Origin of the sequence: Pantoea sp. JK (assembly GCF_026130245.1) — a bacterium.
Lineage (GTDB): Bacteria > Pseudomonadota > Gammaproteobacteria > Enterobacterales > Enterobacteriaceae > Pantoea > Pantoea trifolii.
On the sequence record NZ_JAINFN010000012.1, the window covers coordinates 122,088 to 147,779 of the forward strand.

General features: G+C 52.5%; 24 protein-coding genes and 1 pseudogene. 10 read left to right on the forward strand and 15 right to left on the reverse strand.

What is annotated here, in order from left to right:
- Positions 1-24 precede the first annotated feature (24 nt).
- Positions 25-813, forward strand: a complete 789-nt coding sequence (locus tag PanJK_RS21835; protein WP_414858961.1) for a 5'-methylthioadenosine/S-adenosylhomocysteine nucleosidase — start codon at positions 25-27, stop codon at positions 811-813.
- Between the two features lie 63 nt (positions 814-876).
- Here the strand turns inward: PanJK_RS21835 and PanJK_RS21840 are convergent, their stop codons facing one another.
- Positions 877-1,278: an H-NS family nucleoid-associated regulatory protein gene (locus PanJK_RS21840; protein ID WP_265302911.1), complete on the reverse strand. Its 402-nt coding sequence runs from the start codon at positions 1,276-1,278 to the stop codon at positions 877-879.
- Positions 1,279-1,817: 539 nt separating this feature from the next.
- On the opposite strand from PanJK_RS21840, the gene fhuE reads away from it, so the two are divergent.
- Entirely contained in the window at positions 1,818-4,013 is a 2,196-nt protein-coding gene (fhuE, locus tag PanJK_RS21845) for a ferric-rhodotorulic acid/ferric-coprogen receptor FhuE (RefSeq protein WP_265302913.1), read from the forward strand.
- A 104-nt stretch (positions 4,014-4,117) separates the two neighbouring features.
- On the opposite strand, the gene PanJK_RS21850 is transcribed toward fhuE, so the two are convergent.
- Positions 4,118-5,266 carry an acyl-CoA dehydrogenase family protein gene (locus PanJK_RS21850; RefSeq protein WP_265302915.1) on the reverse strand — a complete coding sequence of 383 codons (1,149 nt, stop codon included), beginning with the start codon at positions 5,264-5,266 and terminating at the stop codon, positions 4,118-4,120.
- 200 nt (positions 5,267-5,466) lie between these two features.
- Between PanJK_RS21850 and PanJK_RS21855 the strand changes: the two genes are divergently transcribed.
- Positions 5,467-6,525: an ABC transporter substrate-binding protein gene (locus PanJK_RS21855; RefSeq protein ID WP_265302917.1), complete on the forward strand. Its 1,059-nt coding sequence runs from the start codon at positions 5,467-5,469 to the stop codon at positions 6,523-6,525.
- Between the two features lie 40 nt (positions 6,526-6,565).
- On the opposite strand, the gene PanJK_RS21860 is transcribed toward PanJK_RS21855, so the two are convergent.
- From PanJK_RS21860 to PanJK_RS21870, 3 genes are read right to left on the reverse strand one after another with little or no spacing between them, the layout of a single operon-like run.
- Entirely contained in the window at positions 6,566-7,615 is a 1,050-nt protein-coding gene (locus tag PanJK_RS21860) for a PLP-dependent cysteine synthase family protein (protein ID WP_256698831.1), read from the reverse strand.
- Between the two features lie 49 nt (positions 7,616-7,664).
- Positions 7,665-8,672 (reverse strand): ABC transporter permease, encoded by a 1,008-nt coding sequence (locus PanJK_RS21865; protein WP_256698830.1) that lies wholly within the window; start codon positions 8,670-8,672, stop codon positions 7,665-7,667.
- 10 nt (positions 8,673-8,682) lie between these two features.
- A complete protein-coding gene (locus PanJK_RS21870; protein ID WP_256698829.1) occupies positions 8,683-9,756 on the reverse strand; it encodes an ABC transporter substrate-binding protein in 1,074 nt (357 codons plus the stop codon).
- Between the two features lie 194 nt (positions 9,757-9,950).
- On the opposite strand from PanJK_RS21870, the gene PanJK_RS21875 reads away from it, so the two are divergent.
- Complete coding sequence (locus PanJK_RS21875) at positions 9,951-10,727, forward strand: ABC transporter ATP-binding protein (RefSeq protein WP_265302921.1); 777 nt, start codon at positions 9,951-9,953, stop codon at positions 10,725-10,727.
- Positions 10,728-10,766: 39 nt separating this feature from the next.
- On the opposite strand, the gene eptA is transcribed toward PanJK_RS21875, so the two are convergent.
- The gene (gene eptA / locus PanJK_RS21880; protein ID WP_265302923.1) at positions 10,767-12,404 is read right to left on the reverse strand and encodes a phosphoethanolamine transferase EptA; all 1,638 of its coding nucleotides are present in this window, start codon (positions 12,402-12,404) and stop codon (positions 10,767-10,769) included.
- Positions 12,405-12,732: 328 nt separating this feature from the next.
- Here eptA and fetA point away from each other — a divergent pair, with 328 nt between their 5' ends.
- Both fetA and fetB read left to right on the forward strand, forming a co-directional pair.
- On the forward strand, positions 12,733-13,401 hold the full coding sequence (gene fetA, locus PanJK_RS21885; RefSeq protein WP_265302926.1) for an iron efflux ABC transporter ATP-binding subunit FetA: 669 nt from the start codon (positions 12,733-12,735) through the stop codon (positions 13,399-13,401).
- Complete coding sequence (gene fetB, locus PanJK_RS21890) at positions 13,388-14,149, forward strand: iron efflux ABC transporter permease subunit FetB (RefSeq protein WP_265302928.1); 762 nt, start codon at positions 13,388-13,390, stop codon at positions 14,147-14,149. The genes fetA and fetB overlap by 14 nt, the downstream gene beginning before the upstream one ends.
- A gap of 1 nt (position 14,150) precedes the next feature.
- Here the strand turns inward: fetB and PanJK_RS21895 are convergent, their stop codons facing one another.
- The gene (locus PanJK_RS21895; protein WP_265302930.1) at positions 14,151-15,050 is read right to left on the reverse strand and encodes a LysR family transcriptional regulator; all 900 of its coding nucleotides are present in this window, start codon (positions 15,048-15,050) and stop codon (positions 14,151-14,153) included.
- A gap of 164 nt (positions 15,051-15,214) precedes the next feature.
- Between PanJK_RS21895 and PanJK_RS21900 the strand changes: the two genes are divergently transcribed.
- Positions 15,215-15,721, forward strand: a complete 507-nt coding sequence (locus PanJK_RS21900; RefSeq protein WP_256699148.1) for an SRPBCC domain-containing protein — start codon at positions 15,215-15,217, stop codon at positions 15,719-15,721.
- Positions 15,722-15,866: 145 nt separating this feature from the next.
- On the opposite strand, the gene PanJK_RS21905 is transcribed toward PanJK_RS21900, so the two are convergent.
- Genes PanJK_RS21905 through PanJK_RS21915 form a run of 3 tightly spaced genes read right to left on the reverse strand, consistent with a single transcriptional unit; the run spans position 15,867 to position 17,619 of the window.
- On the reverse strand, positions 15,867-16,175 hold the full coding sequence (locus PanJK_RS21905; protein ID WP_256698823.1) for a YciI family protein: 309 nt from the start codon (positions 16,173-16,175) through the stop codon (positions 15,867-15,869).
- 3 nt (positions 16,176-16,178) lie between these two features.
- On the reverse strand, positions 16,179-16,814 hold the full coding sequence (locus PanJK_RS21910; RefSeq protein ID WP_256698822.1) for an FMN-dependent NADH-azoreductase: 636 nt from the start codon (positions 16,812-16,814) through the stop codon (positions 16,179-16,181).
- 25 nt (positions 16,815-16,839) lie between these two features.
- Positions 16,840-17,619 carry an alpha/beta hydrolase gene (locus PanJK_RS21915; protein WP_265302934.1) on the reverse strand — a complete coding sequence of 260 codons (780 nt, stop codon included), beginning with the start codon at positions 17,617-17,619 and terminating at the stop codon, positions 16,840-16,842.
- 120 nt (positions 17,620-17,739) lie between these two features.
- Here PanJK_RS21915 and PanJK_RS21920 point away from each other — a divergent pair, with 120 nt between their 5' ends.
- Entirely contained in the window at positions 17,740-18,753 is a 1,014-nt protein-coding gene (locus PanJK_RS21920; protein ID WP_256698820.1) for a GlxA family transcriptional regulator, read from the forward strand.
- A 1,101-nt stretch (positions 18,754-19,854) separates the two neighbouring features.
- On the opposite strand, the gene PanJK_RS21925 is transcribed toward PanJK_RS21920, so the two are convergent.
- From PanJK_RS21925 to PanJK_RS21940, 4 genes are all read right to left on the reverse strand, one after another.
- On the reverse strand, positions 19,855-20,877 hold the full coding sequence (locus tag PanJK_RS21925; protein ID WP_265302937.1) for an NADP-dependent oxidoreductase: 1,023 nt from the start codon (positions 20,875-20,877) through the stop codon (positions 19,855-19,857).
- Complete coding sequence (locus tag PanJK_RS21930) at positions 20,878-21,696, reverse strand: oxidoreductase (protein ID WP_265302939.1); 819 nt, start codon at positions 21,694-21,696, stop codon at positions 20,878-20,880. It abuts the gene before it with no gap.
- 132 nt (positions 21,697-21,828) lie between these two features.
- On the reverse strand, positions 21,829-22,611 hold the full coding sequence (locus tag PanJK_RS21935) for an SDR family NAD(P)-dependent oxidoreductase (protein ID WP_265302941.1): 783 nt from the start codon (positions 22,609-22,611) through the stop codon (positions 21,829-21,831).
- A gap of 74 nt (positions 22,612-22,685) precedes the next feature.
- A complete protein-coding gene (locus PanJK_RS21940) occupies positions 22,686-23,777 on the reverse strand; it encodes an alkene reductase (protein WP_265302943.1) in 1,092 nt (363 codons plus the stop codon).
- A gap of 133 nt (positions 23,778-23,910) precedes the next feature.
- Between PanJK_RS21940 and PanJK_RS21945 the strand changes: the two genes are divergently transcribed.
- Both PanJK_RS21945 and PanJK_RS21950 read left to right on the forward strand, forming a co-directional pair.
- Positions 23,911-24,459 (forward strand): TetR/AcrR family transcriptional regulator, encoded by a 549-nt coding sequence (locus PanJK_RS21945; protein ID WP_265302945.1) that lies wholly within the window; start codon positions 23,911-23,913, stop codon positions 24,457-24,459.
- 223 nt (positions 24,460-24,682) lie between these two features.
- Positions 24,683-25,285 (forward strand): LysE family translocator, encoded by a 603-nt coding sequence (locus PanJK_RS21950; protein WP_265302947.1) that lies wholly within the window; start codon positions 24,683-24,685, stop codon positions 25,283-25,285.
- Between the two features lie 181 nt (positions 25,286-25,466).
- Here the strand turns inward: PanJK_RS21950 and PanJK_RS21955 are convergent.
- A pseudogene (locus PanJK_RS21955) lies at positions 25,467-25,692 on the reverse strand (MFS transporter); the annotation flags it as partial.

The window sequence follows — 25,692 nt, forward strand, 5'->3', positions numbered from 1 at the left end:
GCCATTTTCGCGCCGCTGCAAGCTATGGCAAATACAGAAACTTCTCAGGCGCCGATCATTATTCAGGGTGCAATGCCGGTTGAAGCCGAGCATTTCGCCGCCAAACTGGAAAATGCTAAAGAGCGTCAGATTGGCGAATGGCGTTTCTGGCAGGGCACGGTTGAAGGTTATCCGGTGATCGTTTCTGAAACGCTGAAAGGCATGTCAAATGTCGCGGCGGCAACCTCGATTGCAGCAGTGGAATTCAAACCTAAAGCCATCATTAATCAGGGCACTGCAGGCGGTCACGATCCGGCATTACATGTCTATGACATTGTCGTGGGCAAATATTCGGTCAACCTCGGCGCGTTTAAAACACCACATAAGTTGCAAGGTGCGGGCAGTAATTCCCTGGAGTGGAAACCGATGGATTTAATGGCCTCTAAAGGCAGCGCGGGTGAAGATAAAAATGCCCACAGCATTCGTCAGTTTGCCGCCGATCCGCAGCTGATGAAAGCCGCTGAGCAGGCGATGCCGGCTTACACCCAAGGCAAAGTAGTGGAAGGCGTGATCGGATCGGCTGATGTGTGGAACAGCGAGTTGGACCGTATTCGCTTCTTCCATGAGAACTTCAACACCTCCGTTGAGGAGATGGAAACCGCGTCGGCTGCGCAGATCTCATCGCTGTTCAATATCCCGTTTATCGGTATTCGTGTGTTATCTAACAACATCACCAACAACGGTAAATACGACGCGCAAACCGGTATCGCTTGCCAGGATTACGTGTACGATGTTTTAAAAGCGTATATCAAACAGATTAATGCGCAGAAATAATAAGTAAAAAACGCAGCACTTGTGCTGCGTTTTCATGTTCACACTTTGTACTGCATGCGCCGATTAAATCAGGAAATCATCCATCGAACCGCCAGCTTCCAGTGCGGCTTTAATCGGGGAAGGCGTGCGGCCCTGGCCGGTCCACAATTTCTCGTTACCCTGTTCGTCGATGAACTTATACTTTGCGGGACGCGGCGCGCGTTTCGACTTAGGTTTGCTTTCCTGGGTATTTAATTGCGCCAGGTCACTAATATCGATACCGTCTTTCAACAACATCTCTTTGTACAGCGCCAGTTTTTCTTCTTTTTCGCGCTGGGCTGCAATTTCTGCTTCCGCTTCTTCACGGCGTTCTGCGACTACCACGGCGAATTTTTCCAGCATCTCTTCTAATGCTGTAACCTCAATATTACGTGCTTCGGCACGCAGCGTGCGAAGATTGTTCAATGCGTTAAGTGCATCGCTCATGAATAAATCCTTATTACTTATTTGACTGGTGTAAAGGAGAGCATTCTACGAGATTTTTTGGCAAATTAAAATAATCTGTTCCAGACAGAATTGTCCGGAAAATATCCGGGTGATCAGAAGTTTCTTTATATTGGCTGACGCGTTTTCAAGCTGTTTGGCTTATTCACGTTATGTTTTTGAGTAATGAGAATAATAGTTGCTGCATTATTCAGCATTTTAATGCGATGTATGTGAAGGTCGCTATGAATGGCGACCCTACAAATCTGATGCGTGCTGGAATCTGTTCAATTTCACATAGTTGACGAAAATCCCTGCATGAACCTTCCTGAAAATAACGCTTATCAACTATTACTCGTTGAAGAATAAGGCGTTTCACCAAGTGTAAAAGTGTCAGTAAACCGGTAACAATTTCTTGCATTGTAAACCTTAATGCGTATATTTCTCATTTGCTTTCTTAACGGCTTCCTCACTGTCGTTCCTCTTTCAGACGTCAGCAGCGGTGCCGCAAAAAAATAACGAAAAGTTGATTGAGGAATGGTATGTCTTTCGAAGATTTGCGCGTCAGGAAACCCGGCAATGCGCCGCAGCGTGCGTTGCGTCTCTCTTTACTGGCTATGATGGTTGCGTCGGGTATCGCGCAGGCAGCAGAGACCACCAACACCGAACAGACGTTGAACGTGGATGCCAGCGCGAATGCGGATCAGCAACAGCAGGCGGCACAGGATTATAGCGTGCCGGTGACGCGTGCTGGGACCAAAATGGCGCTCACAGCGCGCGATATTCCGCAATCGGTTTCAATCGTTAGCAAGCAGCGTATGGAAGACCAGCAGCTGCAATCGCTGAACGATGTGCTGAAAAACACCACCGGCATCCACGGCGTCTCTTCCGATATGGATCGCACCAACTACTATTCGCGCGGTTTCCTGATCGACAACTATATGACCGATGGCATTCCCACCGCCTTCGCCTCACGCTGGAACCTTGGCGATGCGCAAAGCGATATGGCGTTGTATGAGCGGGTCGAAGTGGTGCGCGGTGCCACCGGTTTGCTGACTGGCCCAGGCAACCCATCCGCCTCCATCAACATGGTGCGTAAGCATGCCGACAGCAAAGAGTTCACCGGGGATGTTTCTGCCAGCTACGGCAGCTGGGACAAACAGCGTTACGTTGCCGATCTCTCTGCACCGCTGTCGCCAGAAGGGAACGTGCGTGGTCGTCTGGTGGCGGGTTATGAAGACAAAAATAGCTTTATCGAGCGTTACGGCGCAGACAAAAAATTCGTTTACGGCGTGGTTGATGCTGATCTGACCGATTCCACTAAATTGTCGGTTGGTTACGAATTCACGCAGGTAAACACCGATTCACCTATGTGGAGCGGTTCACCGCGCTGGTATACCGACGGTTCGCAGATTAAAGCGCGTCGCGGTTACAACACCGCGCCGGACTGGGCTTACAACAACAAAGAAAACAAAAAAGTCTTTGTTAACCTGCAGCAAAACTTCGATAACGGCTGGAACATCACGCTTAACGGCACGCACAACGAAATGTTCCTCGACAGCAAACAGCTGTATATCGATGGTTTCTTCGATAAAACCACCGGCGCGGGCTCTTCTTCTTACGCCGGCTATCCGGTTATCGGCGGCACTGGCTACAACACTGGCAAACGTAAAGTGGATGCAGTGGATGCCTTCGCCAGCGGCCCGTATGAATTATTGGGACGTCAGCATGAGCTGATGATCGGCGTTAACTACAGCCGTCAGGACAACAAGTACTACAGCTCGTGGGAGAATATCTCCTCAGAAGAGCTGGGTAACTTTAATAACTACAATGGCGACTTCCCTGAATCCAACTGGGATCCGCGCGAACCGGCGTCAGATACGCAGCTGGTTCGTCAAAAATCTGCCTATCTGGCAACGCGCATCTCGCTGGCCGATCCGCTACATGTGATTCTGGGTGCCCGCTACACCAACTGGAATCGTCAGACGCTGAGCGAAGAAATGGAGAAGAACAATATCACGCCGTACGGTGGTGTGATTTGGGACTTCTACGACAACTGGTCCGCGTATGCCAGTTACACCTCGGTGTTCCAGCCGCAGGATTATCAGGATGCGTCTGGAGCCTTCCTGGCGCCGGTGATTGGCAAGAACTATGAAGCGGGAGTGAAATCAGACTGGTTTAACAGCCGCCTGACCACTTCGGTTTCTATATTCCGCACCGAGTTGGACAACGTTGGCGAAGCGACCGGAGAAACAAACCCGGAGACGGGCAATGCTATCTATGTTGGTAAGAAAGGTGTGGTTAGCCGTGGCGTAGAGTTTGAAGTCAACGGCGCGGTAACCGATAACTGGCAGATGACCTTCGGTGGCACCAGCTACGTAGCGGAAGATGCCAACGGTGATCGCTATAACTCGAACCTGCCGCGCACCTCATTCAATCTCTTCACCAGCTATCGCTTGCCGATGCTTGATCAGTTGACCTTGGGTGGCGGCTTGACCTGGCAGTCGAAAACCTACGGCGACATTGGCGGTCCAGACGGTGAAGGCACCTGGCGCGCACGTCAGGGCAGCTACTCAGTGGTGGATCTGTTCGCACGCTACGACGTCACCAAAAACGTCTCGTTACAGGCCAACATCAACAACCTGTTCGACAAAGAGTATGATACCAACGTCAGTAACGGCGGCATCGTGTACGGCGATCCACGTAACTTCTCGGTTTCGGCGACTTATCGTTTCTGATGAAAATGCTGGGTGTGCAGGATTGCGCATCCAGCGGAGAATCTCGCCAATCCTTCGGTCGCCATTTATGGCGACCTCCCCAACCAGATTCATGAATTTCAGCGTCATGATGAATTGCTCTCTGCAGACAGTACCAATTTACCCACTGAAGTGAAAATGGCGTCGTCCTGTGGCGTATGAATGCGGCCGCATAGCACGTTACGCAGGTGACGTTGTAACGGAAGGTGGCGCGTCAGCGCGTGATTACCGATGCTCTCAACCATCAGCTGCACGCTGCGAATGGCGTTTTCGGTTACCACCTGTTTAATTTGCGCGGCATGCCCGCTGGCTACGTGGCCTTGTGCAGCGCTGCTCAGCAGGGTTTGATTAGTAAATAGCAGCGTATCGATGCGGCCAACCAGTTCCTGAAAGCGTGGCAGTGATGCCAGCGGCGCACCAAGATTGGCCGGCACGCGTTGCTGCAAAAAGCCGATAAACCAGTCGCGTGCGCTGTTCGCAATGGCGTCGTACAGCGAACCGAGCAGCACCGCCATCCACACCGATTCCTCTTCGTTAAGACCCGCTCGCGGCGTACTCCAGGGCGCGACGTTTACCGCGTGATCAAGCGGGATCAGCACATTGTCCAGCACCACGCGATGGTTACAGGTGGCGAGCATGCCGAGGTGATCCCACTCATCAATGATGTGGATGCCGGGCGCGTTGGCCGGCACCAGATAACCGCCGACCAGCGGATCGGCATCGTCGCTGCTGGCCCAGACCAGAAACCAGCTCAGCCCATAGCTGCCGGTGGAGTAAATCTTCTCACCGCTGATGCGCCAGCCTTCAGAAGTGCGGCGTGCGCGGGTAGCGGGCAATCCGCCGCGCGCGGGCGTGCCTAATTCCGGTTCGACGCGCAGCGCGTTAATCAGCGCACCGTCGCGAATCACACTCTCCGCTACCTTACGTCGCACCGCATCTGGCCAGTTTGAGCTGTCGTCGAGGCGGCGCGTGTTGAGATACTGCATGATGAGGATCAGCGCGGCAGAAGGTTCGCTGCGCGCCACGGCCTGGATAATCGCCTGGCTTGCCAGCAAATCGCCGCCGCTGCCGCCCGACGCAGTCGGCAATACGAAGTGCAGCAAGCCATGCTGCTGCAACACACGAAAAGCTGTTTTGGGAAATTCGCCGCTGCGATCAACCTCTTCAGCGTCTTTTTCTAAAGCCTGAATAATCACTGGCAATATTTCAGTCAGAATGGGCGGGTTATTTGCCATACGTTATTAATTCCCTGATCAAATCAGGCTTAATTGTTTCCATTTCTACCACCGCTGTAAAAGCAATAAACCGGCTATATACATGCGGAATCGGCATAATTCTGCCGCCGGTTGAAGTGTTAATTTGCAATGGCTGTTTCTGCGCAACCCATTAAATAGGGTTAGCAACTTCACCTGCATTTATTTTTGGGAGTTATTTAATGCCAAATAATTATTTAGTTTCCCGTCGGCATTTTCTGGGATATTCAGCCGCCGCGGCGATGGCGGCAACCTTACCAGGCCGCGTGTTTGCCGAAGAGCATATGGCGGGCATGCAGATGCATGGCGATTTACTGCAAGGGGGCCCAGGAAAATGGGCGCTGGCGAAGCCGACGCATGTGCGTCTGGCAGTGAATCTCAACGCCATCTGTCTTGCACCGGTAGTGGTGGCCGATCAGCATAACTTCTTCAAAGCGCACAACCTGGAAGTGGAGTTTGTTAACTTCGGCAACTCAACCGAATTGCTGCTGGAATCAATCGCCACTGGCAAAGCCGAAGCCGCCATCGGCATGGCGCTACGTTGGCTGAAAGCGCTGGAACAGGGCTTTGATGTGAAACTTACTGCGGGCACGCACGGCGGCTGTATGCGCCTGTTGGCGCGTGATGGCGGGCCAACCACGCTGGAACAGCTGAAAGGCAAAACCATCGGCGTTACTGACATGGCGGGCGCGGATAAAAACTTCTTTTCGCTGATGCTGAAAAAGCACGGCGTCGATCCCAATACCGATGTCGACTGGCGCGTGTTCCCGCAGGATTTGCTGCCGATGGTGCTGGAGAAGGGCGAAATTCAGGCCGCTAGCGGTTCCGATCCGGTGATGTGGCGCTTAACCCAGAAGCCGGGCTACCGTGAGATTGGCACCAATTTAATGGATGAGTACGCCAAACTGAGTTGCTGTGTGGTGGGCACGCGCGGCAGCTTGATTCGCGAACAGCCGGAAGTGGCGGCCGCGATCACCCACGCAATTTTGCAGGCACATGCCTATGCGGCCAAACATCCGGAAGCGATTGGCAGTGAGTTTAACGGCCAGGCGCTCAACACCACGCCGCAGGAGATCGCCAGCGTTTTGAAAACCCATACGCACGGACACTATTCGGTGGGGAATGCGTTTGTGAATGAGATCGACGTGTATGCGCGCGATTTGAAGGCGATCAACGTGTTACGACCGGAAACCGATCCGCTGCTGTTTGCCAAAGGGATTACCAGCAACGTGTTGGTTTAGAAGGAAAATTCAGGTCGCCATGAATGGCGACCCTACACGATTAGGCGATTTTCCTTGAGGTTTGCACGGCGCTCGCCAGCTTCAGCGATTCCGCTGGCACCTGATGCGCGAACAGCTGGGTGGTCAAATAACTGCTGCCGCCGTCGGCCAGCAACACCACAATACGCTTGCCGCGATTCTCCGGTCGCGCCGCGACCTGTTGTGCCGCCCACAACACCGCGCCGGACGAATCGCCTACCAGCACACCTTCGCTCAGCGCCAGCTGCCGCGCCGCCGTGTATGCCTGCCAGGTTTCCACCGCGATCACCTCATCGTAAACGCGGTGATCAAGATTGGCAGGAATGCGCTCCGGCGTCTGGTTGCTAAACGCATGTACGCCGGTGATCTCCAGCGGATCGGGACGCAATTCGCTCGGCTGGGAACCCACGCCCGGCTCGACGGCGATCACCTGCAAACCCGGATGCTGCTGTTTGAGATAGCGTCCGCTGCCGGAGAGCGTGCCGCCGGTGCCGACGGCGGCGATGAAGATATCCAGCTCGCCGCCGCTGTCGCGCCAGATCTCTGGCCCGGTGGTGCGCTCATGCACCGCCGGATTGGCCGGATTATCCAGCTGCAGCAGAAAATGCACTTCCGGTTCCGCCGCAGTAACCTGCTCGGCCAGCCATTTAGTGGCGGCGACAAAATCGCCGTTGCTGGCGTCGTAGAATTCCTTAAATCCTTCTATGGTGCTGAACGGCACCACTTCGGCGCCGTACGCCTGAATAATCTGGCTGCGTTCGATGCTGACGAAATCATTGATGTAAACGCGGAACTTGTAACCTTTGGCCGCCGCAATCGCCGCTAACCCAATACCGGTATTGCCGCTGGTGGTTTCAACCAGCGTATCGCCGGGCTGGATAATGCCGTTGCGTTCGGCGGCTTCAATCATGCTGAGGGCGATGCGATCTTTGACGCTGTGATTGGGATTAAACAGTTCGAGTTTAGCGACCAAATCCGCCTGAATCTCTTGCTGCTGCGCGTAGCGAGACAGGCGCAGCAGCGGCGTGTTGCCAATCAGTTCAGTGATTGAAGCAGAAATTTTTGCAGCCATAATCGACCTCATGTGTGGGGGCGGTCGCCATGAGTGGCGACCCTACGAATTACCATTTCACCGCGCTGCGCTGCCATGACAGCAGGCGATCGCGCACCAGGAACAGCAGGGAGATCAGCGAAGAGAATAGCAGCGCCATCACAATCAGCGCGGCGTACATATTGGCGTAAGCAGCCCAGCCTTGCGCCCACTGCAAATACCAGCCGAGCCCGGATTTCACGCCCATCATCTCTGCTGCCACCAGCACCGAGAACGACGCGCCCAGGCCCATAAACAGGCCGACAAACAGGTGCGGCAGCGCTGCAGGTACCGCTACGCGCAACACAAGGAACAGTGAATTGGCACCCAGCGTGCGCGCCACATCGTAATAACGCGTATCAACGCTGGAAACGCCCGACCAGGTCAGCACCGTCACCGGGAACCAGGTCGCCAGCGCGATCAGGAATACCGCCGCCGAGAAGCTCGACGGGAAGAAGTAGAGCGACAGCGGCAGCAGCGCAGTTGAAGGCACCGGTCCGAGGAAACGCAGAATCGGATGCACCCAGTAACCCAAGCCGCGCGACCAGCCAATCGCCACGCCGGTAATAAAGCCGACCACGCTGCCGTAGATAAAGCCGAAAGCCAGCAGACGCAGCGAATTGAGCACGCTATCCAGCAGGCGCGGCCAGTCGGTGGCGTAGGCTTCCACCAGCGCGCGAGGCGGGGCGAAAAAGGGCGCGGGCAGCAGCGCCAGTTTGCCGGTGACGGTTTCCCACAGGCCAATCAGCAGCGCCAGCACAATCAGCCACGGACCGCTGCGCTTGAGCGGCGCGAGTAGCGTCAATCGCGGGAACAGACCTGAGGTAATCGCCAGTCCGCTGAGAATAAGCGCGATGGCGGCGAACAACTCATGCGTTTCATTCACAAAGCGCGGGGCGGCAAAACCCTGCGGCTTATCCGGTACAGCCACCATCAGCGCTACCAGCGCCCACCACAGCAGGAGCGCACCCCAAACCGCCGGTAGAATGCGGCGCGGCACGTCACGGTTGCGGGCAATCGTCAGGGTTTCACTGGCCATTATCGTCTCCTTAGCTGGACATGTTGCTCATGTGCGCCATGTTGCTGGCGTGCTGATGGGCAGATTCTGCCGGCAGCAGCTCCGGCACATAGTGCTCGGCGAAGCGTTGCGCATCGGTATCCGGGCGGATCACGTTGATTTTCTTCAGCTCATCGATATACACCGCCACCTCTTTGCGCAGCTGCACGCCGGTGGAGTGATGGCTGTGAGTGTGCTCTTTCAGCATCGCGGCAATGTCTTCCACCGCGACGGAGCCCGGCACAAAGGGTTGGAAGATTTTCGCCGTCTCTTCCGGATGTTCGGCGGTCCACTGCTGCGCATCAACAATCGCCTGGGTGATAGCGCGCGCGGTGGCGGGATCGTCACGCACCAGCGAGCCACGCAGGCCCAGCACGCAGCAAGTGAGGCTGGCGTATTCGCCTTTCAGGTTGTTATCCACTTCCACCAGATCGTGCTGCTTCTTCAGCAGCCAGCCCTGCGGATCGTCGGTGGCCAGCGCCTGCACTTCACCTTTGCGCAGTGCTTCGCCAAACAGGTCGGGTGGATATTGCAGCCAGTTGACCTGCTTATCAGGATCGATGCCCTGTTTCGCCAGCTGAATGGCGAAGAAGTTGCGAATTGGGCTGGCCTGATCGCTCACCGCCACCGATTTACCCACCAGATCTTTCACATCGCGGATGCCGCTGTTCTGCGGGGCGAGTAGACGCATACAGCCGCCGTGCGTGCCGACGGTGAGATCAACATCAAAACCCTGCTCCAGCGGCTTCAGCCAGCGCAGCGCCATGCCGATACCGCCATCGGCCTGGCCGGTGGCAATCGCCTGTAACAGCGCATCGGTTGGCCCGCTGAAGTTCACGGGCTCGACATTCAAACCGTACTTTTTAAAGAAGCCTTGCTTTAGCGCCACCGAAATCGGTGACTGACATACTGCGGTTTGTCCCCAGGCCAGCTTGATAGTTTTGAGGGATTTATCATCGGCAAACACCTTGCTGCCCAGCAACGGATTCACCGCCACGCCGGCACTAAAGAGACCCAGCCCGCGTAATAACGCGCGGCGGCTCAGAGAGAATTGTTGAAATGCCATCCTGTCTTCCTTGTAGATAAAGTTCACAGGCACTATGGCAAAGGCAATTAGCGCGACCAAATAACAATCCCGCATGACATCATGCAGTTTTTCATTATGAATATTTGCGGATAGGTTTGCCGGAATGGCTATTTCGTCGTGGGAAAGACGCGCCTTATGCTTTATTTCTTAGCATATCAAGCAGGAGCGAAAATATGGCCTTAACCTCGGCGGGCGTTAATATTGCGATTGAGAAAGTTAATCATCACTTCACCTTAGAAGGCGAAGATTTACCGGTGCTGGAGAATATTAATTTGCAGGTAGAGGCCGGTGAATTTGTTGCGCTGCTGGGACCATCCGGCTGCGGCAAATCGACGCTGCTGCGTTTGCTGGCCGGACTCGAACCGCCCGCCAGCGGGTTACTGGCGGAAGAGGGCAAAGCGATTACTGCGCCGGATCCGTCGCGCGTGGTGGTGTTTCAGGATCCCACGCTTTATCCGTGGCGCACTGTCTATGACAACGTTGGCCTCGGCTTGCAGATTCGCGGAGAGAGCCGAACGCTGCGCGAACAGCGGATTAACGCGATGCTGGATCGCGTCGGCCTCAGGCAGTTTGCCCGCGCCTGGCCGCATCAGCTCTCCGGCGGCATGGCGCAGCGTGCGGCACTGGCCCGTGCGCTGGTCAATGTGCCGCGTTTATTGATTCTGGATGAACCGCTCGGCAAGCTCGACTCACTGACGCGGTTGCGTATGCAGCAGGAAATTGTCGATCTGTGGCAGGAGCAGCAGTTCACCACGCTGATGGTGACGCACGACGTGGAAGAAGCGCTGGTGATGGCAAATCGCGTGGTGGTGTTCAGCCCAAGACCAGCAAAAGTGGTGGACGTAATCGAGGTTAATCTACCATGGCCGCGCCGCCGCGATGACCCAAAGCTGGTGGCGCTGCGCAGCCGGATACTGGACTTGTTGGGCGCGGACCGCGTGGCAGCGTGATGTTGGTCGCCATGAATGGCGACCTTTTAACATCTAATCCTACGTTCTCCGGCAAGCGGCCAAAATATCGTCCGCAGCCTGATATTCAGTGGTTTGAATCCCCGTTAATCCCAGCATGGTGGAGAACAGATTGTCCTGCGAATATCCCTGATGCGCCGCTCCTTCATCAAGACAGCTTTTACTCACGCCATAGCGCTGTTGATAATCTGGAGATAACCAAATCAGCATTGGCACATGTTTCTGCACATCCGGCGCAATCGCATACGGCATACCGTGCAGATAAGCGCCATTTTCGCCTAACGACTCACCGTGATCCGATAAATAAACCAGGCTGGTGGTATATTCATCCTGATGCGCTTTCAGCACATTAATCGCTTTATTGACGATGTAATCAATATACAGAATGGTATTGTCGTAAGTATTGACCAGCTGTTCTTGCGAACAATCCTGAATTTGGCTGGTATCGCACGTTGGAGTGAATTTTTTAAACTGCGCAGGATAACGATTGTAATAGGTTGGGCCGTGGCTACCAATGGTGTGCAACACGATAACACCATTGCCTTTCAGGTTTTTAATGTAGTCCTCAATACCGTGGAATAAAACGTCGTCATAACACTCTCCGTCATGGCACATATTTGCCAGATTCAGACTGCTCATATCCTGATGCGGGACGCGATCGCAGGCACCTTTACAGCCGCCATCATTGTCATTCCAGAGAACCTGCACACCGGCACGCTGGATAATATCGAGCATCCCTTCCTGATGGCTGGCAAGCTGATCGTCATAATGCGCGCGCGGCATATTTGAGAACATACAAGGTAATGAGACCGCCGTGGCTGTGCCGCAAGACTGCGTATTCGGGAAGTAGGTGACATCATCTTTCGCCAGCAACGGTGTGTTTTCGCGTCCATAACCATTCAACTGGAAATTCACCGCACGCGTGGTTTCACCCACCACCAAAATGGTCAGGTTACGCTTTGGACCCGCCAGCATCTCCGGCTTCTGTTTAGCATCTAAACCAATTTGCACCAGCGGTAAATTGGCGGTGCGGCTGTGGTTATACCAGGAAAGTGTTGCCACGATCGAGTTTGAAGGGCTGAGCGATTTAATCAGCTCTTTTTGGTTACGAAACAGCGAGGCGTAATCTTTATAAAAAAACGTCGCGACTAAGGCGATGCAGATTACCGACGCGACAATGGAAGCTGCTCGTTTGGCGATGCTTTTCCAGACAGGTTTGCTGTTTTTAACGCGAATCCAGAAAACTAACAGGGCAGCCAGCAGCCCGCTACCACCCAGCGTAATAATCAACTTGGGTGATAATAGAGCAAAGGATTCAGACGGTGTGGTATCGATAATATTCACGATCATCGAGCGATCAATAACAATACCAAAGGTCCAGATAAAATATTGCGCAGCGGCGGAAACTAAAATGAAGAGCGCAAGAATTACGCGGTCGAGCCACAAAAAGGAGGCCAATGTGGCAATAATATTGATTACGCTGAATGCTACTAACGGCATTGAAGCGAATACCAAAATGGTGCGCACGCTATCGAGTGGCATGGCAGCAAGCACTTGTCGATAAAACGCAATGTTCAAAAAGACCGCGATATAAATAGAAACAAGCGAAATAAAAGAGAGCCGACTTAACGTCGGTCTTTTGCGTAGCGAAAACGTCATTGGTCCATCCGTCATAGTGAAGATGGCACCAGCTTAAGCAGTGAAGGTTAAGTGAACCTTAGTTTAGAACCAGACGGCAAGAAAACTGACTACGGCGAACACGCTGACAGCGACAGCCAGGTATTCACTGAATGGTCGGGTTTGTATCGATTGCATTAAAAATCTCCTCTTTAGTTGAGGATATTTTCATTGCTGAAGATTAAGCGAACCTTAGCGCGAGAAGAATTAATGACAACCTACGTCTTATTTTTGCTGCAACCTCATTTACCTTTTCGGAATGAGTTTTGCGGCCTTATACTTTGGCCGGTATTTATTAGGGGCACACATTATGACCACCGATTATCCCTTGCTGGATGTGCAGGGCGTAACCTTTTCGCTGCAGGGGCGTACGTTGCTGGCGCCCGTTTCACTGCAACTCAACGCAGGAGAAAGGCTGTTGCTGACCGGTCCTTCGGGCAGCGGTAAAAGCACCTTGCTGAAGATTCTCGCCTCGCTTCTTGAACCGAGCGGCGGGCAGATCCTGTTTAAGAACCAGAATATTGCCAGCTTGAAAACCGAACATTATCGGCAACAGGTTTCCTATTGTTTCCAGACGCCGCAACTGTTCGGCGACACGGTGTACGACAACCTGGCGCTGCCGTGGCACATCCGCGAGCAGAAACCGTCGCGCGACAAGCTAGTCGCGTCACTTGCCGATGTGCATTTGGCTGCTGACATGCTCGATAAAAAAATCGAGCAGCTGTCGGGCGGCGAGAAGCAGCGCGTAGGCTTGCTGCGCAACCTGCAATTTCTGCCGCAGGTGCTGCTGCTGGATGAAGTCACCAGCGCATTAGATGAAGAGAATAAAGTGATCATCAACGAATTGATTGATGCGCTGGTGCGCGAGAAGCATCTCGCCGTGATCGGCATCAGCCACGATGGGCAAGAGATCCGCGAGGCACAACAGGTGCTGAAACTTGAGGCACCAGAGCAGGGAACAACCAATGAGCCAGCATAATATTACCGACAGCTCGCTATTACTCTCGCTGCTGCTGGTGGTGATTGCGCTGCTGATCAGCCAGAAAGAGAAGCTTGGCATGAGCAAAGACATTATCTGGAGCGTGTGTCGCGCCATTATCCAGCTGGTGATCGTTGGCTATGTGCTCAAGTCGATCTTTGACCTGAACAATGACTGGCTCACCGTGCTGATGGTGCTGTTTATCTGCGTCAATGCGGCGCTCAACGCGCGCAAGCGCAGCCTTAATATCAGCAACGGTTTCGTTATCTCGTTTATGGCGATTACCACCGGCACCACGCTGACGTTGACCATTTTGCTGCTAAGCGGTGCCATCGAGTTTATCCCGATGCAGGTGATCCCGATCTCCGGGATGATCGCCGGCAACGCGATGGTGGCGGTGGGGCTCTGTTTCAGCAATCTCAACCAACGCTTCAGCGATAACCGGCAAAAAATTCAGGAGATGCTGAGTTTGGGCGCACCGGTAAAAATGGCGTCGGCGCGCTTTATTCGCGACAGCATCCGCGCGGCAATGATTCCCACCGTTGATGGCGCCAAAACCGTGGGATTGGTGAGCTTGCCGGGCATGATGTCAGGGCTGATTTTTGCCGGTATCGATCCGGTGAAAGCGATTAAGTACCAGATTATGGTGACCTTTATGCTGATTGGCACGGCGAGTTTATCCACCATCATAGCCGCCTATTTAGCCTATCGGCGTCTGTATACCGCGCGGGCGCAGCTGAAGTTTTGACCTAAATTGCCGTGGCGAATAGCAAGTCGCGCAACCAGCTATGCCCGGCATCGCGGTGCGTTCTTTCGTGCCATGCTACGGTTTTAGTGAAGCCCTGAATCTCCAGCGGCGGCGCGAAGACTTTCAATCCCGCGTGGTGCCGCGCCAGACGACGCGGCACCACGCTGATCAAATCGCTAACGCGCAAAATCTCCGGCAGCACCAGAAAACTGCACACCGAAAGCGTGACGCGGCGCGAGCGTCCCATCGCGTTCAACGCGGCATCGGTGGCGCCATGGAAATTCCCGCCAAGATAAGACACCAGCGCGTGATCCTGCGCGCAGAAGTCGTCGAGCGTGAGATTTTCAAGGTGGGCGAGCGGATGATCGTCGCGCATCAGACAAACATACTCTTCCGTGTACAACGCGCGAGCATGCAGTTCAGGCGGCGCGGTATCGGGCGTGATTAAGGCGATATCTACCGATCCGCGTTCGAACTGTAACGCCAGCTGCTCATTGTTCACTGGCAATACCGCCACGCGAATCCCCGGCGCCTGCTGACGCAACGCCGCCATAAACGGCACGATCACCGCGCGCAATGCGTAATCGGTGGCGGCAATATTGATGGTCATCTCAGCGGTGGCCGAATCAAATTGTTTCGGCTGCAGCAGCGCACTCACTTCCGTCAGAATACTCTTCACCGGCACCGCCAGTTCCAGCGCGCGCAGCGTCGGCACAATGCCGCGCTGGGTGCGGGTGAACAGCGGATCGTCAAAGCATTCACGTAACCGCGTCAACATGCCGCTGACCGCCGGCTGCGTCAGCGATAAACGCTCCGCCGCTCGCGTCACGCTGCGCTCATCGAGTAGCGCATCAAGAGCTTTCAGTAAGTTGAGATCTAAGGTGCGGAGATCGGTTTTCATGGTTTTCATCTTCAACGGGGATGCAGCAAGCATAGCGTGATGCAGATATCACAGTAAGTGATATCACAAATAAAAAATGGCGATTGGCCTTATGTCTCTGCCAGCTGGATACTGCGACTGTCCTTTAGTAACCTACTTTTAACTCTGAGATTGACTCGATGAAAATGAACGCGATTAACTGGCCCGAAGGTTTTGTGCCGGGCTTTACGGATAACTATTGCTCGAATGAAGTGATCGTCGCTGGCCTGACAACCGCCGATATCTGGCCGCTGCTTAACACGCCAGCATTGTGGCCGAGCTACTATCAGAACTCCGCCAACGCGCGCTTTTATGACAACAAAGGCCCCGAGCTGGAGCAGGGCGCACGGTTCTACTTTGAAACCTTCGGCTTCCCGGTTGAGGCGCAGGTCACTGAATATGTGGCACCTGTAGCAGGTGAACCGGCGCGCGTTTCATGGCACGGCTGGGCGGGCGAACCGGGAAGTGTCGACCGTCTTGACGTTCTGCATGCGTGGCTGGTTGAAGATCTTCCTGATCATCGCGTGCGCATCCTGACGCAGGAAACGCAAAACGGCAAACCGGCGGTTGAGCTAGCAAAAGCGCAGCCTAACCCGATGATTAACGGCCATCAGGATTGGCTGAATGGCCTGATTGCTGCCGCCAAATCGTAGGCTCGCCATTCATGGCGACCCTCTCACAGATTACTGCTCAGCCAGCGCAGCGCTTGGTATTGAGATCGCAAACGGTTTACGTCGTCAAGGCGTTCATTTCTCCAAAACAAAAACCGCCCTAAGGCGGTACAAAGAGGAATACTGATCATATGAACCGTGCTTTACCTGCCCATTGCGGAGAGAAATCCTGAGCACATAATGCTGGCTCAATGCTCACCACTTCTGCATCTGCAATATTGTGCAGAACAAAAGGATCATCCTGAAGAAAGTGATGAATGTCTCTGACATTATCCCCCTGAAAAAGTATATAACCTCCAGCACCACTATTGAGCGGGCCTGCGAAAATGACTTTTCCTTCAGTAAACCCCCTGACCAGCCATTTCTTATGAGCGTCCAGATGAGCAGAAATCGCATCGGCTTCTGCCAGGTAAGTCAACGTTACGGCGTGCAGCATGATTTATTCCTTGGTGGCAGAACGCGCCACAATGGTCTGAGGAATTAAGGACAAAGCGCGGGACATTTCTCTGCTTTTTACTTCTTCCCCTTTTGACACACCTTCTACCCGGACACACTCCACATCCGTTATGCCCAGGAAAGCCAGAAATTTACGCAGAAACTGCTCCTGAAAGTCCATACTCTCAAGCGCTGTCCCGGTATAAAAACCGCCGCGGGCTGAGGCTATAATGACTTTTTTCCCCCCAGCCAACCCGACAGGTCCCGCCGGGGTATAACTGAATGTCTTGCCCGGCTGGGCGATCCGGTCGATCCAGGCTTTTAGCTGACTGGGCACGGAGAAGTTGTACATGGGTGCTCCAATCACGATCACTTCGCTGTCCAGAAACTCGTTGACCAGTGCGTCTGATAAATGTCGCTCGGACTCCAGCTCAGTTGTCGTGGCTGGGCTCACTGCAACGGGCCTGAACCCTGCGGCAATGCCTCCGCTAAGATGCCCGATTTCATCCTTAACGAGGTCCCTGTAGACCAGCTGATGCTTTTGATCTGAAGCCATCAGCGTCTTTACTATTTCAGCCGACAGCTGACGGGTGACTGAAAATTCAAGATTAATACTGGAATCGAGATGAAGAATTTTCATAGCGTATTGTCCTGTGGTGTAAAGATCAGTGAGTAGTGCGAGCCGCCCTGGCAATGAACGCAGCGACCTCTTCGGGATGTGAAACCATGGAAAGATGGCCTGAGTGAATCCGCGAGATGTGAGCGCCGATTTCACGGGCAAAACTGGCCTGTACTGATGAGTTGAGAGCGTTGTCGTTTTCTGTAATCAGATACCATGCGGGTTTACTGCGCCAGGCTGCTGTCTCTACCTTTTCGATAAAAGCTGCCGCCGCTATAGGCTGCTGCACGGCAGCGAGGAGCTGACTCTGTTCAGCGCTGATGTCGTTCGCCATAACCCGATGAAACAAAGCCGGATCATCAAGCCAGACAAAGCCGTGTTTATCAGGTGCCATACCGTTCATAGGTGCATGAAATTGTGCCAGGGCTTTCGATACAGATTGATAGTTGTCAGGAACCAGTGCTGACAGATAAACCAGCCCCTTAACGTTCGCAGCATTGCCTGCCTGAGTGATCACTGCACCGGCCCAGGAATGACCAACGAGCAACACGTTACCTTCCTGACGGGCGAGTACGCGTTCAGTCGCTGCGACATCTTCACGCAAAGAAGTCAGGGGGGTCTGCACAGCCGTGACGTGATAGCCCCGGGCCTTCAGCCGGGATATGACAGCAGACCAGCTTGAGCCGTCCGTAAAAGCACCGTGTACCAGTACGATATTATTGACGCCTTTATCCTGAGCCATAAGCAGTGAAGAGTGTGCGAGCAGCAGGCTCAGGATGAGTGCGCCTTTTCGCATGGCGCCCGACAGTAAATTATTCATCCGCATTTCTCCTTATGGGGGCTGCTCTGATTTCAGACAGTGTAATCACCCTGGCAGCCCCGTATGAAGTGTCTTTAAAGACAGGTATCATGCGAAATCAGACATTCAGATGAACGGGAAAAAAATATGCGTGTTGCGTTGCTGGCGCTCCCGGGTAGCATGCGATCGGCGATTGCCGGTCTGGCCGATATGTTCTGGCTGGCCAATCAGGTCATCATGCAAAACCCGTCAGTAAACAGTGAAGTCTCCCGGAGTACGCCTTTTTTTGACGTCAGTATTATTACCTCTGATGGTCAGCCGGTCAGGGACGTCCAGGGCAGATTCATTGAGAGTGATGGTGCATTCAGTGACACGGAGAACTTTGAACTTATTATTGCCAGCGGCATGCAACTCGATGAGCAAAGGTATCCAGCAGATAGAGCAGCAATGTGCAACGCGGCCAGTTGGCTGCGCATTAGCCATTCAAAGGGAAGCTGTATTGCCGGTGCCTGCGCGGGGGGATTTGTACTGGGAGAAGCGGGTTTACTCAATGGGCGGATCTGCACAACAACATGGTGGTTATACCCTACTTTTACGGAGCGTTATCCGCTGGCTAAGCCGGTATGGGGAAAGGCTCTGGCCGAACAGGACAATGTGATAACCACGGGCGGACCACTTTCGTGGGTCGATCTCGTGATACACCTCGTGCGCCGACATTTAGGTGATCAGCTGGCAAAACTGACCGCGGATATGGCCGTTGCAGACAGTCAGCCTTTATCTCAGCAAATTTATGCGCCCGCCGGCTTTCTTAACGCAACCCATCCGCTGCTAACCAAAGCTGAAAATCTTATACGTTATCGGAATCCGGCAATGACGGTAGAGCAGCTCGCTGAAGCGCTGAATATGACGACCCGAACGCTGAACCGTAAAATGAAATCACTCCTGCAGGAAAGCCCTAAAAGCTTTATTACCCGGGTTCGTATCGAAACGGCGACGCTCCTTCTGGAAAGTCCGGGTAAAACCATTTCTCAGATCGCAAATGCCTGCGGATATGGCGACGAAACGGCTTTCAGACGCGCCTTCACTACAGTGATGGGTATGTCCCCAGGCAGCTTTAGAGAGCGGCTAAAAACCACGCACTCTTCAAATGCAGGGATTTAATAATTGTGCTGCGCTTTAACGCTAACGCCTTTTGATCACCGCAGACTTACTCGCGAGATAGGGTCTGCTTTAGGCGAGGAGCGGATGTTACTTCACGTTTAGGGCAGGGCTGGGGGGGGACTAAAGACCTGATTATTCAATTTGCAATGTTGATAAAAAGTTCTTTGCTTTTGTGAATAAGTTTCCTCACATATTGATGTGTAGGACTCTTCTCTTTGCTATCGAGCTGGCCTCGCAACTAAAGTGAATAAATCAGCGATGCTGGTAAACCTTGACTCACCGTTAATGGATGTGACTTTAACCTGATGGCAGGATCACAGCTGTCTGGTTAGATGGATTTAGATGATTAATTGATTTGGTTCTATTTTATCCCGATGGTCTGTACAGACTTAAATTCAATCCATCATAAGTATTTTGATGGGTGGTTTAAAAAATAAAGATAAACATTGTTAATAACTCTATTCTTTTCATAACTAACTCTTCTTTCTCACTGATTGGTTTTACTGAATTTCTATTTTCGTATTAATAATGACATAGTGGAACATTGTCGTAAAATAGTCACAGAGCTATGTTCGGAAAAAGATATACATATTTTATGATTGAGTTTAATTTAGGTTGATTTATGATCAATTTGGTTAATTTAACTGAATTGATTGGTTTAGGTGGTGATTTATATGTTAGCGGAATTCAAAAGCCCCGTAAGCAGTGTGTTTTTTAAACGCTTCATTTCCTCAGTTTATAAACGCTGAAAAGCATTTTATCAGCCAGTTCTGTATTCTTTCTATGATTTTTTGTGTGTTGGTGATTATTATCCACTTCATATATGGTGCTTCGGCTAGTTCAGTGAACAAAAAAATGGCTACGGGTAAAGCCTTTTCATATCTAAATAAGACTGGTGGTAGTGTGTTTATGGTTTGTGCTATTAGCCTAATAGTCTCTGTTATTACACCATATTTTCATTGAGTGCTAGTGTTGAATAAAGGTGGCCAAATTGCTTGTGGGCGCCTTTACTTTCTGAAGACATATGTTCGTTAAGCAGAGAAGGTAACATTTTTATCTTAGCACGAGAAAATTCTTTTAATCAGATTCAAATTTCATTTGTTATGACTCCTGCATCATAACCACTACTTTGCCCTTCGCGTGTCCCTGACCCAAATAGGCAAGAGCTTCCTTTGCTTCTATAAAAGGGAATACCTTGTCGATCACCGGCCTGATTTGTTCCGCCTCAATGAGTTTGCCGATTTGGGTGAGCTGATCGCCATCAGGACGGACAAAAAGAAATGAATAGCCCAAGCCCCGTTTTTTCGTAAGACGCATGATCTTGCGGCTCATCAGCCCGAAAACTAAACGCAGCAGGACGTTTAGTCTCCGCGACCGGGCGAACGCAACATCTAATGGACCGATGAGAGAAACAATCTTTCCACCCGGCTTGAGAATTTGGGTGGATTTTTCAATTGAATCGCCTCTGATAGTGCCGAGAACCACATCGTAGCCGCTCAGCTCGTTTTCAAATTCTTGCTTTTTATAATCAACCACTTCGTCTGCGCCAAGATGACTCACCCACCCGACGTTGTCTGTACTGGTTGTCGTGGCCACCTGTGCGCCAAGGTGCTTCGCCAGTTGGATGGCAAAGCTGCCAATCCCCCCGGAACCTGCCGGGATGAATACCTTCTGACCAGGCTGCAACCCGGCTCGCTCTGTCAGCGCCTGCCAGCATGTGAGGCTCACCATCGGGAGCGAAGCCGCCTGCACGAAATCCAGGTTCGTGGGTTTTAAGGCTGCTGCGCGCTCTGGCACCACTGCAAACTCCGCAAGAGAACCTATTCCCGTGTCGAAAGTGCTGGCGAAAATTTCGTCACCTGGCTTGAAACGCGTCACGCGACTCCCCACGGCGATGACAACCCCGGCTAAGTCGCTTCCCAAAGTGGCGGGGAGTTTAAAATGCAAAACCGGTTTGAATATTCCGGTTGGGACCATGTTATCAATCGGGTTCAGACCCACAGCGAAAACTTTTACCAGGATTTCATTATCAGCGGGGGAAGGGCAATCGATGTTATCGAATCCCAGCTCAGGGGATTTACCATAGCGTTTAAACGTAAGTGCTTTCATCGTCTTATTCTTCATTTATTTTTTCGCATCAAGCTGAAGACTTTTGCGCACCACCTTATCCAGGAATGACGCAGGGGCGAATCTGAGAATAAAATTCAATTGACCTGCCAGCCTTTCCGCCGTGTAGCGCACCTTCGGGCGTAAGGTCTGAGCCGCTTTAACCACCACGTCAGCCACCATATCCGGACTTTCCGCCTCAGCCATTGCTTTGCTCACCACTTTCGTCAGCTTGGCCCGGATCTGGTCATACTCCTGAAGCTTTGCATCCGCCTCGATATTATTGGCTTCAAACTGTGTTTTCATGTAGGCAGGTTCGATGACAGACACTCTGATGCCCTGTGTGCGCAGTTCATGATCCAGTGCTCCGGTATACCCTTCGACCGCATGCTTACTGGCAGCATAAAGTGCCACATACGGCAACGGAACAATGCCGAGTATCGAACCGATATTGATGATGCGCCCGCTGCCCTGACGGCGCATATGAGGGATCACTGCCCGGCTCAACCTGACGATGCCCAGAAAGTTGGTGTCGAAAATGTGTTTGGCCTGTTCAACAGAACTCTCTTCCACCGCCGCGGGAGCAACCCCAAAGCCCGCATTATTAACCAGAACATCGATTTGCCCCTCCAGACGCAACAACTCCTCAATTGCGGCCTCGACAGAAGCGTCGTCCGTCACATCCAGCGCCAGTAAAGGAAATGGATGCTTTCCCGCCTGAGCGCCACGCCGGCTCGTACCATATACCGTAAATCCTGTGGCTAAAAGTTTATGACCAGACGCTTCGCCGATACCCGAGGACGCGCCGGTAACCAGTGCAACACGTTTTTTGGCCATGCTGAATAAGGCCTTATTGAGATGTTTCAGGTTTCTCATCGCTGATGAGACGACAGGCTGTAAGGGATTTATGTCGGATTTACCGCTGTGCAGAATAGTCGGAAGACCGTTCTGCACAGTACACCTCATTGATTACAATGCTTTATATCGCTCTGCGGCTTCGTCTTGTTTGACGTCTGAAAGCAGAGCCTGACGCGAAGCATCGAGGGTGTCCCAGCGGGCAGCATTATGTAAAGGCGGAATGGTGACCCGTTCACGGCGGTCAAAACCTACCAGTGCGGCATCCACTAATTCGCCCACTTCCATGAATTTTGCCGAGTTAGTGATGTCGATACCCGCACGGTCCCAGATTTCCGTGTAAGTGCCGGCAGGGAGCACCGCCTGGATATAAATGCCTTTAGATGACAGCTCGACATTCATTCCCTGAGACAGGAAAAGCACGAAGGCTTTGGTGGCGCCGTAAACCGTCATGGCAAATTCTGGGGCGAGGCCGACGATGGAACTGATGTTGACGATCGATCCCTCGCCCGCTTGCACAAAGCGTGGAGTCACGGCACTGGCCAGTCTTGTCAGGGCGGTGATGTTAAGCGCGATAAGGCTTTCTATTGAATCAGGTGTCTGCTCTGTAAAACTGCCGGACTGCGCGATACCCGCATTATTGATAAGAATGCCAATCCGTGTGTCCTCACGCAGGCGAGCTTCGACCACAGCTAAATCGCTCGTTTGCGTAAGGTCAGCAGGCAAAACATCGACAGAAATGCCATTTTCCTGTCGCAGACGATCGGCCAGTATTTCTAACTTCGCTTTGTCGCGCGCAACCAATACCAGGTCGTGGCCCCGGCGGGCGAACCGTTCAGCGTAAACCGCACCAATACCCGTGGATGCGCCTGTAATGAGAACTGAAGCTTTAGTCATAAGTTGATCTTCTTTATTAAAGTGTAAACAGAATTCGCCATGTGCGATGTATGAAGAACCGTGACACCGGTGCTTTACTTACTGGTCTCAGTCAGCGACGGGTAATCGGTATATCCCGCTGCGCCACCGCCATAAAGTGTTTCAGGATTGATTGAGGCCAGAGGTGCGCCCGTCTTCAGCCTTTCGACCAAATCCGGATTGGAGATGAACGGGCGACCAAACGCGAACAGATTGGCTTTACCCTGCGCAAGCTGAGCGGACGCCAGTTCCAGGTCATAGCCATTGTTGCCGATGTAGGTGTTTTTAAAACGTCGGCGCAGGGAGTCGTAATCGAACGGGGATACATCACGCGGTCCGCCCGTCGCACCTTCAACCACATGGAGGTACACGATGCCCAATGCATCGAGTTGTTCAGCGACGTAGTCATATTGTGGCTGCGGATCACTGCATGAAATCGCATTAGCAGGTGACACCGGTGAAAGGCGTACGCCGGTGCGTTCTGCGCCAATCTCATTTTTTACAGCCGTCGTGACTTCCAGCAGCAGCCGCGCACGATTCTCGACAGAGCCGCCGTATTCATCAGTACGCTGATTTGCACCATCTTTGAGGAACTGTTCCAGCAGATAACCATTCGCGCCGTGGATCTCTACGCCGTCAAATCCGGCGGCAATGGCATTGGCCGATGCCTTTCTGAAATCGTCAATAATCCCCGGTATTTCCTGCAACTCCAGCGCACGTGGCTCAGAAACATCAGCGAAGCCATTGTTCACAAAGGTTTTCGTCTTGGCGCGAATGGCAGACGGCGCGACCGGTGCAGCGCCACCCGGCTGTAAATCAACATGCGAAATTCGTCCTACGTGCCATAGCTGTACAAATATGCGCCCGCCTTTGGCATGCACCGCGTCAGTCACTTTGCGCCAGCCATCAATCTGAGCCTGCGTGTAAATCCCCGGCGTATCCTGATAGCCCTGCGCCTGTGCTGAGATCTGCGTGGCTTCAGTGATCAGCAATCCTGCTGTGGCACGCTGGGCGTAGTAGGTCGCCGCCAGTTCGCCCGGTACCAGCCCCGCTCCGGCCCGGTTACGTGTCAGCGGTGCCATCACGATGTGGTTGGCCAGTGTTAGTGAGCCAAGTTCATAGGGTTGAAATAATGTCTGATTCGTCATGCTTATTCGCCCTTTAGTGGTGGTTCAAGGTGTCAATATAATGATGATGATCATAATCTATAAAGTCAACCCGTTTGATTACGGTCATCATCAATGTATACTTAAACTCTATTTTTAAGAGGGGCAGGAAAGCATGAAAGTGTCGAAAGAGCAGGTTCGGGAAAACCGGACACGGATTGTTGAAACGGCCTCAGAACTTTTTCGTGAGCGCGGTTACGATGGCGTGGGCGTGGCGGAACTGATGTCAGCGGCAGGCTTAACTCATGGCGGGTTTTACAAGCACTTTGGTTCCAAGGCAGACCTAATGTCAGAAGCGATGAGCTGCGGATTTACGCGTTCTGCAGAAATCACGGCAGGTGTGGACCGGGACAAATTTATTGAATACTACCTCTCCCGACAACATCGCGATGATATGGGGAAAGGGTGCGTGATGTCAGCACTGGGCACCGATACATCCCGTCAGTCTGAGTCAATTAAGGCGACATTTGCCGTCGGAATTGAACGCCAACTCGCCGTTTTAGGAACTGAAAATGGCACACGCGCTGACCTGATAGATACCATCGCCCATCTTGTGGGTGCACTGGTGTTGTCTCGTGCCTGCCCGGATAATTCCGCTCTGGCTGATGAAATTCTGGATGTCTGCCGTGCGCGTCTTGTCAATCACGAAGCCAGTAAGGATTGAATGTGCCGGGCTGGGGGTACTTTTTTCAGCAGTGCATAAAAATAAATCACCAACGTCCGCTGTTGGTACGAAGCGGTTATCTGACAGACCTGAAGGTCCGCTGTGAGCGAGGAGCAGACTTTTGATTCATGACGATTCCCTGTTTCTGCCTGGCTGAACATAACCTATATGCGAAACGCTTGCCCTGGCAATTTCAGAAAGTGCCAATTACTATCCAGAATCTATGGATATGAACATTTTTGGCTTTTTGCCAGCATTACTCCCTGTTGCACTGTCCCCCGGAGCGAGCTTTACTCTCGTTATGAACAGTGCTCTGACAGGAGGTAACAAAGGTTTATTAAGAACCCTCACCGGAACAGCTCTGGGTATATATACCCATGCATTTTTTATAGGGCTTGGTATCACGGCAGTGCTCATCTCGTCGCCAGCAGCGTTTGCTGTGCTTAAAGTAACTGGAACTGTCTATCTGCTTTGGTTAGGCGCGATGCTTATCCGGAGTGGGATAACGGTAAATTCAGGTGGGCTTATTGGTGCAAAGCATTCCGTGACTTTAAAAGAGGCTTGGCTGGCTAATGTTTTGAACCCTAAAGCCATCTTTTTTTATCTGACAGTCGTTTCACAGTTCGCAGGCGCGAAGGGTGGCGTTTGCAACTACCTTATACTGGCATCAGTTCATATAGTGGTTATGAGCATCTGGCTTTTTGCAATCACTCAAACGCTCATATTCTCAGCCCAAAAAACTAACCCATTAATGCTGAAAAAATACGTCAACATTGTCGGCGGGATGATGCTCATTGCTTTTTCTCTACACAGCCTTATCTATTAACTCCTCAGCAAGAGCCATCACGTTCGCTCCTGGCACAAAGGGGACGCACGAGTAAGGTCAGCTAAGCGCTGACTTGGGGACAATAAATTGAGCGGGAGAGGTATGAAACCTCGCTGCATTTGTTAGGCCAGCCACCTGGTTCAGCTGGCCTTAATTTAAAATTTTTTTGTAGGGCAAGTGGTCAGGTCAGCGCGACCCTGACCTTTAGTCCAATAACCAGCGCGGCAAAAAACATTATGCAACCAGCGGCGATGAAAACACCGGTTACGCCGCTGAGACCAAATAGTAATCCTCCCAACGCAGCACCCGCAGCAATTGAGGACTGAACGGCTGCGACAACCATGCCGCCAGCGGTTTCAGCCTGATCGGGAACGGAACGCGCTACCCAGTTTGACCACGCAACGGGA